Annotated in this window: 15 protein-coding genes; 8 read left to right on the forward strand and 7 right to left on the reverse strand. The window is 70.1% G+C overall.

Annotated elements, in window-relative coordinates:
* Positions 1-79 precede the first annotated feature (79 nt).
* Positions 80-217 carry a hypothetical protein gene (locus tag BKE41_RS31530; protein WP_185156782.1) on the reverse strand — a complete coding sequence of 46 codons (138 nt, stop codon included), beginning with the start codon at positions 215-217 and terminating at the stop codon, positions 80-82.
* Positions 218-435: 218 nt separating this feature from the next.
* Here BKE41_RS31530 and BKE41_RS02970 point away from each other — a divergent pair, with 218 nt between their 5' ends.
* From BKE41_RS02970 to BKE41_RS02985, 4 genes are all read left to right on the forward strand, one after another.
* Positions 436-1,953 carry an ATPase domain-containing protein gene (locus BKE41_RS02970; protein WP_059408269.1) on the forward strand — a complete coding sequence of 506 codons (1,518 nt, stop codon included), beginning with the start codon at positions 436-438 and terminating at the stop codon, positions 1,951-1,953.
* Complete coding sequence (locus BKE41_RS02975; protein WP_059407772.1) at positions 1,950-4,004, forward strand: PAS domain-containing hybrid sensor histidine kinase/response regulator; 2,055 nt, start codon at positions 1,950-1,952, stop codon at positions 4,002-4,004. Before BKE41_RS02970 ends, BKE41_RS02975 begins: the two co-directional genes overlap by 4 nt.
* A gap of 235 nt (positions 4,005-4,239) precedes the next feature.
* Complete coding sequence (locus tag BKE41_RS02980; RefSeq protein ID WP_059407770.1) at positions 4,240-6,462, forward strand: CHASE3 domain-containing protein; 2,223 nt, start codon at positions 4,240-4,242, stop codon at positions 6,460-6,462.
* 213 nt (positions 6,463-6,675) lie between these two features.
* Positions 6,676-8,208 (forward strand): sensor domain-containing diguanylate cyclase, encoded by a 1,533-nt coding sequence (locus BKE41_RS02985; RefSeq protein ID WP_059407769.1) that lies wholly within the window; start codon positions 6,676-6,678, stop codon positions 8,206-8,208.
* A 66-nt stretch (positions 8,209-8,274) separates the two neighbouring features.
* Here BKE41_RS02985 and BKE41_RS02990 read toward each other — a convergent pair whose 3' ends face one another.
* The 6 genes from BKE41_RS02990 to BKE41_RS03015 form a co-directional block, all read right to left on the reverse strand.
* Complete coding sequence (locus BKE41_RS02990) at positions 8,275-8,544, reverse strand: hypothetical protein (protein WP_202130604.1); 270 nt, start codon at positions 8,542-8,544, stop codon at positions 8,275-8,277.
* 114 nt (positions 8,545-8,658) lie between these two features.
* On the reverse strand, positions 8,659-9,402 hold the full coding sequence (locus BKE41_RS02995; protein WP_059407767.1) for a Crp/Fnr family transcriptional regulator: 744 nt from the start codon (positions 9,400-9,402) through the stop codon (positions 8,659-8,661).
* A 117-nt stretch (positions 9,403-9,519) separates the two neighbouring features.
* A complete protein-coding gene (locus tag BKE41_RS03000; protein WP_059407765.1) occupies positions 9,520-10,524 on the reverse strand; it encodes an HWE histidine kinase domain-containing protein in 1,005 nt (334 codons plus the stop codon).
* Positions 10,525-10,706: 182 nt separating this feature from the next.
* Complete coding sequence (locus BKE41_RS03005) at positions 10,707-11,621, reverse strand: manganese catalase family protein (protein ID WP_059407763.1); 915 nt, start codon at positions 11,619-11,621, stop codon at positions 10,707-10,709.
* A gap of 62 nt (positions 11,622-11,683) precedes the next feature.
* The gene (locus BKE41_RS03010; protein ID WP_059407760.1) at positions 11,684-12,844 is read right to left on the reverse strand and encodes an MFS transporter; all 1,161 of its coding nucleotides are present in this window, start codon (positions 12,842-12,844) and stop codon (positions 11,684-11,686) included.
* A 60-nt stretch (positions 12,845-12,904) separates the two neighbouring features.
* Positions 12,905-14,113 carry an MFS transporter gene (locus tag BKE41_RS03015; protein WP_059407757.1) on the reverse strand — a complete coding sequence of 403 codons (1,209 nt, stop codon included), beginning with the start codon at positions 14,111-14,113 and terminating at the stop codon, positions 12,905-12,907.
* Here BKE41_RS03015 and BKE41_RS03020 point away from each other — a divergent pair.
* Genes BKE41_RS03020 through BKE41_RS03035 form a run of 4 tightly spaced genes read left to right on the forward strand, consistent with a single transcriptional unit; the run spans position 14,108 to position 17,700 of the window.
* On the forward strand, positions 14,108-15,430 hold the full coding sequence (locus BKE41_RS03020; protein WP_245295894.1) for a glycosyltransferase: 1,323 nt from the start codon (positions 14,108-14,110) through the stop codon (positions 15,428-15,430). The genes BKE41_RS03015 and BKE41_RS03020 overlap by 6 nt on opposite strands.
* 10 nt (positions 15,431-15,440) lie before the next feature.
* Positions 15,441-15,932, forward strand: a complete 492-nt coding sequence (locus BKE41_RS03025) for a DNA polymerase ligase N-terminal domain-containing protein (protein ID WP_070998505.1) — start codon at positions 15,441-15,443, stop codon at positions 15,930-15,932.
* 14 nt (positions 15,933-15,946) lie between these two features.
* On the forward strand, positions 15,947-17,089 hold the full coding sequence (locus BKE41_RS03030; protein ID WP_059407752.1) for an acyl-CoA dehydrogenase family protein: 1,143 nt from the start codon (positions 15,947-15,949) through the stop codon (positions 17,087-17,089).
* Entirely contained in the window at positions 17,086-17,700 is a 615-nt protein-coding gene (locus BKE41_RS03035) for an SAM-dependent methyltransferase (RefSeq protein ID WP_059407750.1), read from the forward strand. Before BKE41_RS03030 ends, BKE41_RS03035 begins: the two co-directional genes overlap by 4 nt.
* Positions 17,701-17,793 lie beyond the last annotated feature (93 nt).

The raw sequence follows: 17,793 nt of genomic DNA on the forward strand, positions 1-17,793 counted from the left end.
CGGGTTCGCCGGCCAACGTGGGATGGGTACCGCCGTTCCTAGGGCGGCCTGCGGCGGATGGGCCCTCTGGCGAGGTGGCCTACTTCGACTTGCCGCCCTTCTTGCCGAGCTCGGCCTGGGCCGACGAGGATGTGCGCGGGTTCGACTTGCCCTCGTGGCTCGCCTTCGCGTTCGCCTTCTTGGCCGTGTCGCTGCCGCGGCCCTTCTTCTCGGTCATCGTCGCCTCCTCCGGGATGGTTCCCAATGCCCGGAGTGTCTGCCCCGTTCCGAAGGACGACTTCGCGCGGGCCGCGTAACGGGTGACGCAACCCGCCACGCGTTACGTTCCAGGGGATCCCCACCATGCGGCGCAGCGAGCGCTGACAAGGGCTTGGCCGAGCGCTACGGTGTCAGCCCGCCGGGATCCGCCCGTCGCCACGGAGCCCGACCGACATGATGAGCGACACATCGACCAGCCCGCCGCCTGGTGGAGAGATCAGGATCTCGACCGGCGTGCCGGGCCTCGACGACGTCCTCGGCGGCGGTCTGACGCCGAGCCGGCTCTACCTGCTGGAGGGCACGCCGGGGACGGGCAAGACGACGCTCGCGCTGCAGTTCCTGCGTGAGGGCGTTGCCCGGGGCGAACGCACCCTTTACATCACCCTGTCGGAGACCGCGGACGAGCTCCGCGCCTCCGCGGCGACCCATGGTTGGACGCTCGACGGCATCGAGGTGTTCGAGCTGGTCGACGAGATGGGCCTGGACCCCGACAGCGAGCAGTCGATCCTGCACCCCTCCGATATCGAACTGGGGGAGACGGTGAAGGAGGTCATCGCGCTGGTCGACCGGACGAAGCCCGACCGGGTCGTGTTCGACAGCCTCTCGGAACTCCGCCTGCTGGCCCAGAACCCGCTGCGGTACAGGCGCCAGATCCTGGCCCTCAAGCGCTTCTTCGCCAAGCGCGCCTGCACCGTGCTGATGCTCGACGACAAGACCTCCGAGACGGGGGACGTGCAACTCCACAGCATCGCTCACGGGGTGGTGTCGCTGGACCAGGCACCGCGCGAGTACGGCGCCGAGCGGCGGCGGCTCCGCATCGTCAAGATGCGCGGCATCAAGTTCCGCGGCGGTTACCACGACTTCGTGCTGGAGACCGGCGGCATCCAGGCGTTCCCGCGCCTGATCGCGGCCGAGCACCACGCCAGCTTCGATCCCCGGGGCACGTCGACCGGTTCGGCCGAGCTCGACCTGCTGCTGGGCGGAGGGCTCGTGCCGGGCACCAACACGCTGCTGCTCGGACCCTCCGGCGTCGGCAAGACGACGACCGCGATCCGTTGCATGCTGGCGGCCCTGGAGCGCGGCGAGACGGCGACCTACTACCTGTTCGACGAGGGGCTCGCGACCATGCTGGTCCGGGCCGCGACGCTCGGTATGGATCTGGCCCCGCACATCGCGGCCGGGCGGCTGACCGTCACGCAGGTCGATCCCGCCGAGCTCTCTCCAGGGGAGTTCGCCTCGAAGGTCCGGGCTGCGGTGGAGGAGCGTGGCTCGACCTTCGTGGGAGTCGACAGCCTGAACGCCTACCTGCATGCCATGCCGGGCGAGGAGTACCTCATCCTGCAGATGCACGAGCTCCTGAGTTACCTGAACCAGCAAGGCGTCACCACGCTCCTGGTACTGGGCCAGCACGGCATCGTCGGCGACGTGCGCAGCGACGTCGACCTGAGCTATCTCAGCGACTGCATCCTGCTGTTCCGGTTCTTCGAGGCGAAGGGCCAGGTCCGCACCGCCCTATCAGTGGTGAAGAGCCGGGTGAACGCGCACGAGCGCACCATCCGCGAGCTGAAACTGTCCCAGGGTGGGTTGCAGGTCGGCGAGGCGCTCGACGACTTCGAGGGCGTGCTCACGGGCTTGCCGGCCTATCACGGGCGGGTCGCGATGCTGTCAGGCGCGTCCGAAGGCGGCAAGGCGTGAGCGTCCCCGTCGCGGACGAGGAACGCGTCCTGATCCTGTCGCCCCGCGGGCGCGACGCCCAGGTCGTGGGGCAGGTGCTGGACCGGGCGGGCACGCGCGCCGAGGCCTGCCCGGACATGGTGGGTTGGCTCGCCTGCCTCCAGGCCGGCGCGGGTGCCGCGCTGGTCACGGAGGAGGCGCTCGCCGACGGACGGCCGGACGACCTGTTCGCCTGGCTCGACGCGCAGCCGCCCTGGTCGGACTTCCCCTTCATCGTCCTCGCCACCCGCCAGGTGGGTCGCCGGCCCGAGCGCGCGGCGAACCTGCTCGGAAGGCTCGGCAACGTGATCCTGCTGGAGCGCCCGGTGAACGCCGAGACGCTGGCCAGCGCGGCGGCCTCGGCCCTGAGGGCCCGGCGTCGCCAGTACCAGGCTCGCGAGCACCTGCTGGAGCGCGAGCGCGCGCAGGAGCAGCTCCGGGACGCCAATGAGGACTTGGAGCGGCGCGTCGTCGAGCGGACGCAGGAAGTGGAAACCGCGCGAGAGACGCTGGCCTTCGCCCTCGATGCCGCCGGCATGGCGTCCTGGGACGTGGACTACGTCACGGGCACGTCCCGCCGCTCGCCCCGCTTCGACGCCATCTTCGGCTACGAAGCGGGCGCACCCGGCTGGGACCGGGACAGCTTCCTCGCCCACGTCGTCGACGAGGACCGCGATGCCGTCGAGGCGGCCTTCGCCGCGGTCGCCGAGACGGGCAGGCTCGACCTGGAATGCCGCGTCCGGCGCGCGGATGGGACCGTCCGCTGGGTTGCCATGCGCGGGCAGGTCAAGCGCGACGAAGCCGGTGCGGCGCTGCGCATCGCCGGCATCCTGATGGACCGCACCGACCAGCGCATCACCGAGGAGGCTCTGCGCCAAGCCCAGAAGATGGAAGCCATCGGACAGTTGACCGGCGGCGTGGCGCACGACTTCAACAACCTGCTCACCGTCATCGTCGGCGGCCTCGACATGATCCTGCGCCGGCCCGAGCAGCTCGACCGCGTCAAGCGCCTGGCCGAGGCGGCGATGGGCGCGGCCCGGCGCGGCGAGCAACTGACCCAGCAGCTCCTCGCCTTCTCCCGCCGGCAGATGCTGCGGCCGCAGACGCTCAACCCGAACCGCCTGCTCCTGGACTTCCGGCCCTTGGCCGAGCGGGCGGCGACGGGGACGGTGGAGCTCACCTTCGATCTCGACCCTGCGCTCGACCCGATCCGGATCGACCCGGCGCAGTTCGAGGCAGCGGTGCTGAACCTCGTCGTGAACGCACGGGACGCGATGGAAGGCCAGGATCGCCATGCGCGCATCGCCGTGACGAGCCGCAACGTCCACCTCGGGACCGCCGCAGTCGCCGATAGGGGGGTGGCGCCCGGGGCCTACGTCGTCATCTCTGTGTCGGATACCGGCACCGGAATCCCGCCGGATAAGCTCCAGCGGGTGTTCGAGCCGTTCTTCACCACGAAGGAGGTCGGCAGGGGGACCGGGCTCGGCTTGAGCCAGGTCTACGGCTTCACCCGCAGCGCTGGGGGGTTCGCGCAGATCGAGTCGGAGGTCGGCCAGGGCACGACGGTCAGCCTGTACTTCCCGCGCTCGACCGACCCGGCTGACGAGGAGGCCGCTGTCGGTGCGGCGAGTTCGATCCCCCTGCGCCGCGCCGGCGAGGGCGAGACGGTTTTGCTTGTTGAGGACGACGAGCAGGTGCTCGGCATGGCTGTGGAAAGCCTGGAGGAGCTGCGCTACCGGGTCATCGTCGCCCGCAACGCCGCCGAGGCCCTGGAGCATCTCCGGGGCGTTGAGCGCATCGACATCCTGTTCTCCGACGTGGTGATGCCGGGGGGCATGAACGGCTCGCAACTGGCCGTCGAGGCGCAGAGCCTGCGGCCCGGCATCAAGGTCCTGCTCACTTCGGGCTACGTGGCGAACCTCGACGAGGGGCAGGTGATCGGGCGCGGCGTATTACCGGTGCTGAACAAGCCCTACCGCCGCGACGAGCTCGCCCGGTCGTTGCGGCTCGTGCTAGGTGGCGAGAGCGCCTGAGGCCCCTGGACTCCCTGGTCCCATAGTTGCGAAACGTCATCCCGGCGGGAACGGGGGAGACGAGGATCTAGTCCGGTCGCAACGGCGACGCTTCCGCAAAACGCACGCAATCGTCGGCCATCGTGCTAGACAGTACCTGCAAGCGCGCACGCGACTCCAAGTCCTTGGCGTTCGAGCAAGCTCCGCGGCGGCGCGGCCCACCCCGGGCTACGGCGCGGGCGGCGGACCCAGATCCATGTCGAAGCGCATCGTCGCGCGCGCGAACCTCCTCGTCTTCGGGGTGCTGCTCGCCATCCTCGCCCTGGTCGGGATTGTGACCTGGGAGCGCCTCAACGCCTCGCGCGAGGCCCGGGAATGGTCTCAGCACAGCTACCGCGTTCTGGGAACGATGAAGGATCTCGCAATCGCGTTGCGTGATGCCGAGACCGGGCAGCGCGGCTACGTCATCACCGGCAAGGACGACTACCTCGCCCCTTACGACTCCGCCCGTGACCGCCTCGGGGTGCTCCAGGGCGAGCTCCAGAAGCTCACCGCCGACAACCCCGCCCAGCAGGAGCGCCTGCGCGCCCTTGCCCCGGTGATCCAGCACAAGCTGGAGGAGCTCGCGCAAACGGTGCAGCTGCGCCGCGACGTCGGCGTCGAGGCCGCCGGGCGCCTAGTCAACACGGACGTCGGCCGCGGTTACATGAAGGAGGCCGAGACCTCGCTCGCGGCCATGCTGGCCGATGAGGAGGCGCTGCTCGCCCGACGCCTGGGCGAGAACGACGCCCGCGCCGCCTGGGTGCGCTGGACGACCCTGGGTGGCTCGCTCCTCGCCGTCCTGGCGCTGCTCTGGGCGGCCCGCCTCCTCAACCAGGCCTGGTCGCGGTCCTACCGGACCGAGGCCGAGCAGCGCACCCTGGCATTGCGCTTGAGCACGACACTGGACAGCCTCAGCCAGGGCGTCGCGGTGTTCGGTCCGGACCGGGCACTGACGAACTGGAACGAATGCTTCCAGGTGCTGCTCGACCTGCGCAGGGCCATGATCCGGCCGGGCACGTCGTACGCCGCCCTCGCCGAGCACACGGCGGAGACAGGGCGGCCGGTGCTGGAGACCTGGGACCAGGTCAGCCATGGCGGCACCGGCCCGCGCGAGGCGGTCGTGTACGAGCGCTCCCGCGCCGACGGCCATCACCTGGAGCTGCGCCGCACGCCGATGCCGGATGGTGGGTTCGTCCTGACCATCTCCGACATGACCAAACGCGCCCAGGCCGAGGGGGTGCTGCGCGAGGCGCAGAAGATGCAGGCCATCGGGCAACTCACCGGCGGCATCGCGCACGACTTCAACAACCTCCTGCAGGTCATCCTCGGGAACCTGGAGTTCGTCCGGGCGAAGCTCGACGGCGACGCCAAGCTGCAGACCCGCATCGAGCGCGCCGCATGGGCCGCCCAGCGCGGCGCGACGCTCACGGGCCAGCTTCTCGCCTTCGCGCGCAAGCAGCCCCTGGCACCGGCCGCCATCGATCTCGCCGCGACGATGCCGGACCTCGTGCCGCTGCTCCGGCGGACGCTCGGCGAGCACATCGAGGTGCGTTACGTCGAGAGCGCCGGGCTGTGGCCGGCCATGGCCGATCCGGCGCAGCTTGAGAGCGCGGTGCTCAACCTTGCGCTGAACGCACGCGACGCCATGCCGGGCGGCGGACGCCTCACCATCGAGCTCGGCAACAAGGTTCTGGACCGCGAATACGCCCGCCACCACGCCGAGGTGGTTCCGGGCGACTACGCCATGGTGGCGGTGTCCGACACCGGCCACGGCATGACGCCGGAGGTCGCCGCCCGGGTATTCGAGCCGTTCTTCACGACCAAGCCCGACGGCAAGGGCACCGGGCTCGGCCTCGCGATGGTGTTCGGCTTCGTCAAGCAGTCCGGCGGCCATGTGAAGATCTACTCGGAGCCTGGTCATGGCACGACGGTGAAGATCTACCTGCCCCGGGCAATCGGCCAGCTCGCCGCGGTCGGTGGACGGACTGCGGCGCCGGTCGAGCTTCCTCGCGGCTCGGCCACCATCCTGGTGGTCGAGGACGAGGCGGCGGTGCGCGAGATCGCCTGTGCGATCCTCGCCGACCTCGGCTACCGCGTGCTGGACGCTGCCGACGGCGAGGAGGCCCTGCGCGTCTTCGGGGCGAACGCCGCGGCCGTCGACCTGCTGCTGACCGACGTGGTGCTGCCCGGGAAGGTCAGGGGCCGTGAATTGTCGGAACGCGTCCAGGCGGTCCGGCCGGAGGTGAGGGTGCTCTTCATGTCCGGCTACACCGAGAATTCCATCGTCCATCACGGCCGGCTCGACGATGGCGTTCACCTGATCGGCAAGCCGTTCAAGCGCGAGCAGCTCGCCCTCAAGGTCGCCGAGGTGATTGGGGCCAATCACTCTGTCGAGACGGGAAACATCGTCGCCCTTCGACCGAAGCGGGACTCTTGAGACCTCACCCGGAGACCGACAGGGTTCCCGGGTGACATCGGCCTCGCCTCGGGTGCGCCTACGCCCAGCCCATCGGATCTTAGGCCATGCTCTCAACCGGGCGTTAGCCACGACCATGTTCAATGCCCAGTGACGACGCGTCCGGGAGCCATTCCTAAGGTTTGAAAGCGGTAGAAGTCCCTCAAGGATAGAACTAATGGAGGGAGCGGGCTGATGATCCTGCTGCGCAGCCTGTCGCATGTCCTCCGGTCTGGCCGCACCTGGGTTGTGTTGGGGGTGCTCGGCGTGCTTGCGCCCGCTGGCATGCTGGTCGTGTCCGGCCTGATGCTGCTCGATCTGCGCCGTGACGCTTGGCGGAATGCCGAGCAGACATCCCAGAACCTGCTCCAGGTGATCGAGCGCGACATCGCCCGCAACGTCGAGATCATCGACCTGTCCCTGCAAGCGGTGGTCGATAACCTGCGCGCCCCTGAGACCGCGGCGGCGAGCCCGCGGGCGCGCCAGATGATCCTGTTCGACCGCGCCGCCAGCGCCAAGGACCTCGGCGTCATGCTGGTTCTCGACGAGAACGGCGATAGCATCCTCGACGCCTCCTCGCTGCCGGCCCGGAAGGTCAACAACGCCGACCGCGACTACTTCCAGGCTCACAAAGCCCATGCCCATCTCGGGCTCCTCATCAGCAAGCCGGTCGTTTCGCGCCTGCTCGGCGCGCCCATTGTCGTGCTGAGCCGCCGCATCGACAAGCCGGACGGCTCGTTCGGCGGGGTGGTTCTGGGCAGCCTGAAGCTGTCCTACTTCGCACGCCTCTTCGACCAAATCGGCCTCGGGCGCGACGGCGCGATCAATCTCTACCTGCGCGACGGCACGCGCATCGTGCGCCATCCCTACGCCGACGCGGACATCGGCACGAACCTCGCCGGCACCCCGAACTTCGAGCGGTTCGTGCGGGAGCGCGGCGGCACGTTCGTCGGCACGTCGGTCCGCGACGGCATCGAGCGGCACTACGCCTTCACCGAGGTCGGCGACCTGCCGCTCGTCCTCAACGTCGCCCGGTCGACGCGCGAGATCGAGGCGGAATGGCGGGCGAAGGCGCTCGTCATCGCCACGGTCGTGCTGGTCCTATGCGGCCTGACTGTCGCCCTGTCGCTGTTGTTCGGGCGGGAGCTCCGGCGACGCGCGGAGATGCATGCCGAGATGGCCCGGCTCTCTCGGACCGATCCCCTGACCGGGTTGGCGAACCGGCGCCGGTTCGAGGCTGCCCTGGCAGATGCCGGCGCGGACGCACGTCGCACCGGCAATCCGTTGTCGCTGCTCGTCGTCGATGCCGACCACTTCAAGCGTTTCAACGACCGCTACGGCCACGCGGTCGGCGACGAGGTGCTCAAGGGTCTCGCCGCCTGCCTGTCCGCGAGCGTGCACCGACCCGGTGATCTCGCCTGCCGGGTCGGCGGCGAGGAGTTCGCGCTGATCCTACCCGGCACCGACGAGGCCGGCGCCCTGCGGGTCGCCGATGAGGTGCACGCCCAGGTGTCCGGGCTGGCGGTCGGCTCGGCCGGCATCGAGCCGGGTACCGTGACGGTCAGCATCGGCTTGGCCTCGGGCATCCACCAAGTGCACGACCTCTACGGCCGGGCCGACGCGGCGCTGTACGAGGCCAAGGCGAACGGGCGGAACCGGACGCGATGCGCGCCGGCCAGGCTTCGTGAGCAGGCGAACGGACGAGCGCTCCGCGTCGTCGAGGCGTGAGCGTCCGCCAAGCTCGCATCCGTGCGGTGGATGGTTGCGCCCATCCGGCGTTCCGGCCGATCCGGCCTACGAACCCGCGCTCTGGACCTGCCATTCGCCGGTCAGGGCGAGCGTGGCGGAGTAGACGACCGATCCGTCCGCGTCGCGCACGCTGACCGCGAAGATGCGCCGGTCACCGTCCGGGAGCTTGTCGCGCGCCATGTCGGGGAGGACGCCTATCGCGGCGCGGCGTGCGGACTCCGCGTCCGGCAAGTCGATGCCTTCGTCGTCCGAAATCGCGTCATCGCCGTCGCAGGTATCGAAATAGTATCGAGGCACCGAACGCTCCGCGCTCATCCAGGCGGGAGCACGGCGCGTCTCTCAGCCGCCCACGCCCGGTCATCCGGTGAGCGATGCCCAATGCTGCCCCGCCTCACCAGACGACACAACAACTTGGATTGCGTCCGTGATTCAGGCCGTCGGGCGGCTGGCGAGATGCAGGTAGGCGGGATTGAAGCTGGCCGCCGCCACGAGCCGCGGCCAGTCCGGGATCTCCAGCCGCTTGCCCCTGAGCTCGATCAACCCATCGCGCCTAAGCTCGCGCAACGTGCGGTTCACGTGGACGCTGGTCAGGCCGGTCGCATCGGCGAGGTCGACTTGCGTGACCGGCATCGGGCAGCGGCCGTCCCGGGCCAAGCCGACCGCGACCTGTTTCAAGTACAGCTCGCAGAACAGGTGCGCGAGCCGCTGATAGGCCGGTCGGCGCCCGACGTTGGCCACCCACTCGCGGAAGATGGCGGCGTCCACCAGGGTGTCGCGCCAGAACGGGGCGTTGAGTTCGGGGATGCGCAGCAGGAGCTCGCGCAGCGCCTCGTGCGGCACGGAGAGGGCCGTGACCCTGGTGAGCGCGCCCAAGTTGTGGTCCATGACCGAGAGGTGCAGGCCCTGAAGGTCCGGCATGTCGCCGGCCACGTGGAACGCGGAGATCTGGCGCTTGCCTTCGTCAAGTACCTTGTAGCGCTGCACCCAGCCCTCGACGATCAGCCAGCATCGGGTGGGTCGGTCACCCTCGCCCACAAGGTCCTGGCCTGCCGCGAACACCCGCGGCGACGCCGGCAGGTGCAGGATGGCTTGCTCGTCTCGGTCGGAGAGGCGGGTGAGGCTTCCGAGCTTTTTCAGCAGTGGCGACAGCGGGTGCTCGGACGCGGTAAACATCGGAGTCGCTCCACCGACGAAAACCCGTCGTGGTCGAAAATTAGCATGGATTAGCAGCGATGGAGAACAAATCGTTTTTCGTCGAACGCCCATCACAGTCGAGTTCGCGCAGGACCGCTAGACGTGTTCGAGCGGGACGCGGACGTTGACCCGCAAGCCATCGGCATCGAAAGCCACATCGACCTGAGCCGCCGTCTGCGCGACCAAGATCTTGTTGAGGAGGCGCGAGCCGAATCCCTCGCGGGTTGGCAGCGTGGGAGGAGGACCGTCGTGCTCGTCCCAGGTCCAGGACAGACACGGCCGCGTCTCGCCTTCCTCGACGGTCCACGTCACCGAGACCCGGCCGTCCGGGTGCGCCAGCGCCCCGTGGCGAAGCGCGTTCGTGGTTAGCTCGTGCAAGGCCATGCTGACCGGCACGGCTAGTTCGGAGGGGAGCCGCACCCGCGGTCCACGCAGCATTATGCGGCCGTTCTCGTTGTAGGGGTCGAGCTCGGCCCGGAGCAGCCCTTCGAACGATGCAACCTGCCCCTGGTCCTCGGTGATCAGCGCGTGCGTCCTTGCGAGCGAGACAATCCGACCGGTGAAGGCGCGGGTGAACTCCGGCATCGTGAGTGACGAGCGCACGGTCGCGTTCAGGACGGCCTGGACCGTGGCCAGCGTGTTCTTCACCCGATGGTGGAGCTCACGCACCATCAGCGCCTGCCGGTCCTCGTAGGCGCGGCGCTCGGTGACGTCGCGCTGGGCCGAGACCCAGTGGGTGATGTGGCCGTCGGCGTTCTTGACCGGCGTGATCAGCCACTCGACCCAGTATGCTGATCCATCCTTGCGGTAATTGAGCGTTTCGCCCTGGAAGGCTTCTCCGGCCGACAGCGCGGCGCGCGTCCGGTCGAGCGTGGCGCGGTCGGTCCCCGACCCCTGCAGGAAGCGCGGACTGCGTCCGGTAACCTCGTGCGTGGCGTATCCGCTGAGGCGGGTGAAGGCGGGATTGGCATAGAGGATGCTCGGGCCAGGCTCGTCGAGGTCGGCAGAGGTGATGAGGATGGCCTCGCCGGCCGCCTCGACCGCAGCCTTGAGAAGCCGCAGGTCGACTTGGTCCGGTCCGTTTTCATCTCGACGCGACACCCGACCCCCCTGGACGCCGTGTTGGCACGGCGAACCTGCGTCCAGGACGGCTGTGCCTCCGGGAACCTCAACGGAGGCACAACCGTGGATGGCGCCCTAAGGTGCCCTCGCGGCGTTTGTGTCACGGGGAAAACTTCGGCCGGGTGCCGACCAGGTTCACGCCGGCACCGAGCGGGATGACCTCAGCGGCCCTTCTTGTAGAGCTTGCTGGCGATCTCGAAGATCTCCTCCGGCGCGTAGTCCGGCGCGAACGCCCCGTAGTTGCCGTCGAGCTCCGGGATCTTGCCGCCCTCGGGCGCGCCGTCAACGACTTCGAGGTTGCCGGGCGGGTCGCCGGGTAGCGCCACCTCGTCGTTCGACCAGACGCCGGCCGCTTCCTTGTAGTCCGACTCACTGAAGGTGTAGAGGCGCCGGTGCTTGCCCTCATCGAGGTACTTCTGACACTCGGGGATGCGCGAAAGGTCGATGTTGGGGGTCGGCAGCATCTGCTCGATGGCCACGCCGGTGAGCTTCTTCAGCGCCAGGGCGTAGGCGTGGGCGTGCAGCGAGCCGCGCACCAGCAGGTAGCCGCAGACCTCGCGACCGGTCGGTTCGGTCATGGTTTCGTAGACCCGCAGCTTGTGGATGCGCGCGCCGCATTCCAGGTGGAAGTTGTGCAATAGGTCGATGATCAGGTTCCCGGTGGTCGTGACCATGTCCATGTTCCAGGACGCGGCGTTCGAGTTCATCGGCATGGCGCCGCCGCCGTTCGATAGGAAGCTGCCGGCGAGCCGGATGTCCTGCATCTCGGCGAACGGCGCCTTGGAGATGTCGACGTCCTTCTTGGGGTTGCCCGGACCGTTGTTCAGCATCGCGATGCCGGTCGAGACGAGCTCGACGTGACCGATCTCCTCGGCGAAGATGCTCGACACCAGGCTGTAGAAGGGGCGCAGCTTCTCCTTGTTGCGAAAGTTGAAGCTCTGGAACATGTAGTTTCCGAGCGTCGACATCTCGCCGTACTTGCCGCCGAGCAGCTCCTGCAGGGCGGCGGCGGCGTTCGGCTCGGGCTTCTTGGGCTCCGGCAACTCCGTCAGGAGCTTGTCGATCTTCATGAACATGGCACGGGTCTCCGGCCGCGCAGGGATGCGCACCCGGACAGCTAGCGCCCGGATCGCGTTCGTCAGGCCTCCGGGTGCCCAGGGATCGCGCCATCCAATCCCGCCGCGAGCGGCAGCGCCAGCGCGCACAGCGCGGCCATGCCCCAGAACGCTCCGGCGCCGAACGCGCCGTAGAGGAGGCCGCCCGCCGCGGTTAGGACCGCCGAGGCTACGCCCAGGCCCAACGTGCCGTAGAGCGTCTGCGCGCTGGCCGAGAGGCGCTCCGGCACGACCCTGGCGATAAGTTGCATGGCGGCGAGGTGCAGAAGCGCGAAGGTGAACCCGTGCAGCGGCTGGATGGCCGCGAGCACCGGCACCGCGGCCGTCGAGGCCATGGCCGCCCAGCGCACCACGCCGAGGCCGGCGGCCAGCATCGCGACCCGGGCCGTCCCAAGGCGCGCCAGCAGCCAGGGGCCGGCAAGCACGAAGACGAGGACCTCGGACGTGACCGCCTCGGACCAGAGCAGGCTGATCGCGCTCGGGCCGATCCCGGCCTCGCGCCAGCGGATCACCGCGAAGCCGTCGTTCAGGGCGTGGCTGCCGATCACGAGCGCCGCCACCACGAGCATCCGCCGGAACGGCTTGAGGGCCAAGAGCTCGCCGAGGCCGCCGAGGCCGAGGCTCGGCAGCCCGACCCGCGCCGGGGCGGGTGGGACGCGAGCCGTCGCGACGGCCATGACGAGGAACAGGAGGCCGCTTGACACGATGATGCTCGCCAAGCCGGCCCGGGCGACGAGCAGGCCCGAGACCAGGGTCCCGAGCACGAAGGCCGCCGAGCCCGCGCCCCGGACCCAGCCGTACGAGAAGGTGCCCTCCCGCTCCGCGGCGCCGAGCGCGAGCGCGTCGGCGAGCGGCGCCAGGGCGGCGATGGCGCTGGCGTGCAGCACGCTCACTCCCAACAGCGGCCAGAAGCCGTACCCGACGAGGTAGGCGAAGGCGATCAGCCCTGAGGCGGCGGCCGCGACGCCGAGCACGGCCCGCATGGCGTCGTAGCGGTCGGCGAGGTACCCGGCCACTGGGCCCGCGGCGAGGCGCATCAGCGTACCCGCCGCGAGCGCGACGCCGATCTCACCGGAGGTCAGGCCGCGCTCGCCGAGGAAGCTCGGCAGGAACGGGGACTCGGTGCCGTAGGCAGCGTAGAGCGAGCCCTGCAGCAGCACGAAGGCCGGGAAGGAGCCCGTCATAACGCGCGCCCACGACCTCGTCGCTCCGGTCCGCGCATCCATGCCGCCAGATCCCAGCCGTCACGCCGGCTCGGCGGACGCCCGGCCAGTCTGACCTGCCGGACCGTGCATGCCCAGCGCGCGGCGACCGACCATCCACACCGCCAAGCCGGCGGCGGCGACGGCGGCCAGGACGACGAACGATGCCGCGAAGCCGAGGTATTGGGCGACGACGCCGGCCAGCAACGGGCTTACCGTCGCGCCCGCGCCGTAGGCGGTCATGACGCCGCCGAGCCCGGCATTGGCGTGGCCGGTGCCGTCCATGATCTCGGCCACGAGCGCCGGGATGGCGACGCCGCCCAGCCCCATCGCCAGGCCTTCGAGGACCTGGACTGGGATGACCAGCCACCAGGATGTCGCGAACGCGGCTAGCAGGCCGCGGACCACGACCAGCCCGAGGGCGAGGGAGAGCACGCCGGCGTGCCCACGCCCCTGCGCAGCCCGCGCGGCCAGCAGCGCCGCGCCGACCATCGTGGCCTGGGACACGACGGTCATCACGCCGGTGGTCAGGCTCGGGTCGGCGCCCGAGGCTGTGCGCGCCTGCGCGAGGAACGGCAGCATGGCGCCGTTCGCGGTCTGGTAGGCGAACACGGCGGCCGCCAGGAGCAGGAGCGGCTTAGTCCCGAACAGGACGCGCAGCGTCGAGCGCTCGTCCTGTTCGCCGCCGCGCGCCGTGCCGTGGTCGATGCAGCCCTTGTCGATGCCGAGCAGGACGCCGCACGAGGCGACCGCCATGACCACGATGGCGATGGACACGTAGCCGAGCCCGAGCGCGTAGCCGAGCACGCCGGAGAGGGCGGCGTTGGCGGCGTTGCCGGCGTGGTTGAACGCCTCGTTGCGGGAGACCTGATGACCGTAGGCTTGTTGCCCGACGATGCCAAGCGTCACGGCCGCGACCAAGGGCGCGATGCTGGTGTCGGCGACACCGATGACCAACTGCGACAGACCGATGAGCCAGAGGCTGTCCGTCGCGACCAGGGCGACCGCCCCCGCGGCGATGCCCAGCACCGCCATGGCCAGGGCGGCACGCTTGTACGTCGTACGGTCGATCAGCGCGCCGACCGGCGTCGTCGCCAATAGGCCGGCGAGCCCGGCAAGGCCCATGGCGAAGCCGGTCGCGGCCGGGTCGAAGCCGCGCTGCTGCAGGTAAACGCCCAGGAAGGGCCCGAAGCCTTCGCGCGCACCGGCCAGGGCGAAGTTGAGGGCGAGAAGGCTCGTGACTGGTTGCATCTGCTGCCCTGGACCGCGGTCGTATTGGTCGCACTGAACCCCAGGAAAGGAGTCGCCTGTCCCAGGTTAGCTTTGCGGGTCGCCAGCAAGCCTGACGCGGCCGCCGGAGACCGTCGTGACATGGAGACTGGGAACGCTTTCGGGAGCCAGGACCCGACGCCCGCGCTCAGGTGCGTGGTCGCCATCCCGGTCCGGAACGAGGCCGAGCGGATCGCCGCGTGCCTGGAGGCGCTGGCCGCCCAGCGAGGCATCGGGGCAAGCGCGCTGGGCGTGGTGCTGTTCCTCAACAACTGCACCGACGAGACGGCACACGTGGTCGCAGGCCTGCTGCCTTCGCTGCGCATTCCCGTCCGTATGATCGAGCGCGAGTATGCGGAAGCGAACGCCGGATGGGCCCGGCGTGAGGCGATGGAGGCAGCGGCCGACTGGTTGGACGAGGGCGAGCCCTTCGACGGCCTGATCCTCACCACGGACGCGGACAGCCGGGTGCCGACTGACTGGGTCGCCCGCAACCTCGCCGCGGTCGCGGCTGGGGTCGATGCGGTGGCCGGCCGGATCGCCCTCGACGAGGCCGACGCGGCGCGCCTGCCCGCCGCCCTGCACGCGCGAGGTCGCCTCGAAGGCGGCTACGAGACGCGGCTGATCGAGATCGAGGCCCTCATCGACCCGCTGCCGCACGATCCCTGGCCGCGGCACTGGACCACCTCCGGGGCGACGCTCGCGGTCCGGCTCGAAACCTACCGACAGGTCGGGGGCATGCCGCCGCTGGCGGTCGGCGAGGACAAGGCCTTCGTGTCTTCGCTCCTGTCGAGCGACGCGCGGGTGCGTCACGACCCGGACATCCTCGTCGTCACCTCGGGCCGCCTCGACGGCCGGGCGCCCGGCGGCGCGGCGGACACGATGAAGCTCCGCTGCGAGGTGCCGGAGAGCCCCTGCGACCCGCGCCTGGAGCCGCTGCCCCGGGCCGTGTTCCGGTATGCCTGGCGTCGACGGCTCCGGCGGCTCCAAGCGACCGGGCGGCTGGCCCGCACCCCGTTCTGGGCGCCGTGGCTCGGCATCCGCGCCGAAGATGCGCGGATCATCGCCGGCTTGCCCACGCTCGGCGCCATCCTCGCCGCGGTCGAGGCCGCGAGCCCTCGGCTCGGTTATCGCCCGCTTCGCCCGCGGGAACTCGCGAGGCACACGCGCCTCGCGAACGCGGTCTCCTGCCTGCTGCGCGGCGCTCGACGCCTCGGCCATTCGGTCCGATCAACGGGGGCAAGGACCGCCGCGGGCGACCTGGGCGTGACGTCCTTCGAGCGGACCGGCGATGCCTGAGGGCGGTGCCTTGATCTACCGCGTGCAGAAGCACGCCGCCCGCCGGCTGCACTACGACTTCCGGCTGGAGCTCGGCGGCGTCCTGAAGAGCTGGGCGGTCACGCGCGGCCCGAGCCTCGTCGCGGGCGAGCGCCGCCTGGCCGTCCAGGTCGAGGACCATGGCCTGGACTACGCCGATTACGAGGGGGTGATCGCGCCGGGCAACTATGGTGCCGGCGTCGTGCTGCTGTGGGACCAAGGCACCTGGGCACCGGACGGCGATCCCGAGACGGCACTCGCGTCCGGATCCCTCGCCTTCGCGCTGCACGGCGAGAAGTTGACCGGCCGCTGGCGTCTCACGCGGATGAAACCTCGGCCCCGCGAGCGGCATGTTTCCTGGCTGCTGGTCAAGTCGCGCGACGCGGCCGCCCGCGGACCTGACGACCCGGACATTCTGGTGGAGCGACCGCGTTCGGTCGTGACCGGACGCACGGTCGAGGAGATCGCCGCCGCGGCGGCCTGACGGGAGGAAGGCGGATGGACCTGAGGATCCCGATTAACCTGGCCTACGACGCGGTCGCGGCCGCTAGGCAGGTGGCGACGGCGGCCGCGGCACGCGCGGACGGGCAGGACCGCGACGACGGCTTCCCGGCTGAGGACGTCGCCGACCTCGCTCGCCTCGGCCTGCTCACCGCGCCCATTCCCTCCGATGAAGGTGGCCTCGGCCTAGGCGAGGAACCGGACATGGCCGAGTTCGCGACGGTGCTGCGGCTCGTGGGGTACGGCAGCCTCGCGCTCGGCCGAATCTACGAGGGGCACGTCAACGCGCTCCAGCTCGTCGCCCGGTATGGTACGCCCACGCAGCGCGCGCGCCTGTTCGCGGATGTGCGGGACGGACATCTGTTCGGGGTCTGGAACACCGACCCGCCCGGCGACTGCCTGAAGCTCGGGGACGATCGCCGGCTCCGCGGCGTGAAGACCTTCGCGTCGGGCGCCGGCTTCGTCACCCGCGCCCTGGTGACGGTCAAGCACGAGCCGGGCGCCTCGCCTTTGATGCTGGTCGTGCCGCTGGAGCCCGGCAGCCGCGCCGACCTCACTGGCTGGCGCGCGCACGGCATGCGCGCCTCCGCGACCGGCACCGTGGACTTCGAGGATATAGTCGTCACCGAGGAGGAGATCCTGGGCGGTTGGGACGACTACCATCGCCAGCCGGTCTTCTCGGGCGGCGCGTGGCGGTTCGCGGCGGTGCAGCTCGGCGGCATCGAGGCGGTGTTCGACGCGTGGCGTGGGCATCTCGCCGCGACCGGCCGCGGCGGCGACCCGCACCAGCTCGCCCGCCTCGGCGAAGGCGCCATCGCACTGGAGGGCGCACGGGGATGGGTCGAGCGTGCCGCCTGTCTTGTCGCCGAGGACGAATTCGCGCCTGACCGCATCGTCGCCTTCGTCAACCTCGCGAGACTGGCGGTGGAGAAGGCCGGCCTCGACGTGCTGCAGCTCGCCCAGCGGTCGGTCGGCCTTCAGGGCTTCATGCGCGAGCATCCCCTGGAGCGGCTGTCCCGCGACCTCGCCACCTACCTGCGCCAGCCCGCACCGGACCGGGCGCTCGCCACCGCGGCGGCCGAGATCCTCGGGGCCGGGGGCATCGCCGGCGACCTGTTCGAATTGAGGTCAACGCGATGAGCCGGCACGCCCATTCCCTGCCGTCGAGCTACTTCGACGAACGCTACGCCGCAGATCCGGATCCTTGGCAGTTCGAGACCAGCGACTACGAGCGAGCCAAGTACGCGGCGACCCTCGATGCCCTGCCGCGGGACCGTTACTCCTCTGCCCTGGAGGTCGGCTGCTCCATCGGCGTGCTGACCGAGGCCCTCGCCCGACGCTGCGATGCCCTCGTCAGCCTTGACCTGGCCGAACGCGCTCTGGCGCGGGCCCGCGAACGGTGCAGGGACCTGTCGCACGTACGATTCGAGCTCACGCAGGTGCCCGGCCAATGGCCGGAGGGCGCGTTCGACCTGATCCTGCTTTCGGAGGTCGTGTACTACCTCGACGCAGGCGACGTGGCGCGCTTGGCCAAGCGCGTCCATGGCTGCCTCCGGCCGGGCGGGGACGTGGTGCTGGTTCACTGGACCGGGGAGACCCACTATCCGCTGACTGGCGACGAGGCGGCGGATCGCTTCATCGAAGAGACACGGGCCTTCCTGCGCGTCTTCGGGCAGAACAGGACGGACGAGTACCGGCTCGACGTGCTAGTCCACGGCACGAAACCTGAGGGAGATGGACCGTCGGGGTAGTGGGCGCCGCATAGCGTTACCCGGTATTTGTTACACGTTCGCGCCGCGACGGAGTGTGGTCTGACCGCTGCCAGACAAGCGCGCATTGCAGTC

Origin of the sequence: Methylobacterium sp. C1 (assembly GCF_001854385.1) — a bacterium.
GTDB lineage: Bacteria > Pseudomonadota > Alphaproteobacteria > Rhizobiales > Beijerinckiaceae > Methylobacterium > Methylobacterium radiotolerans.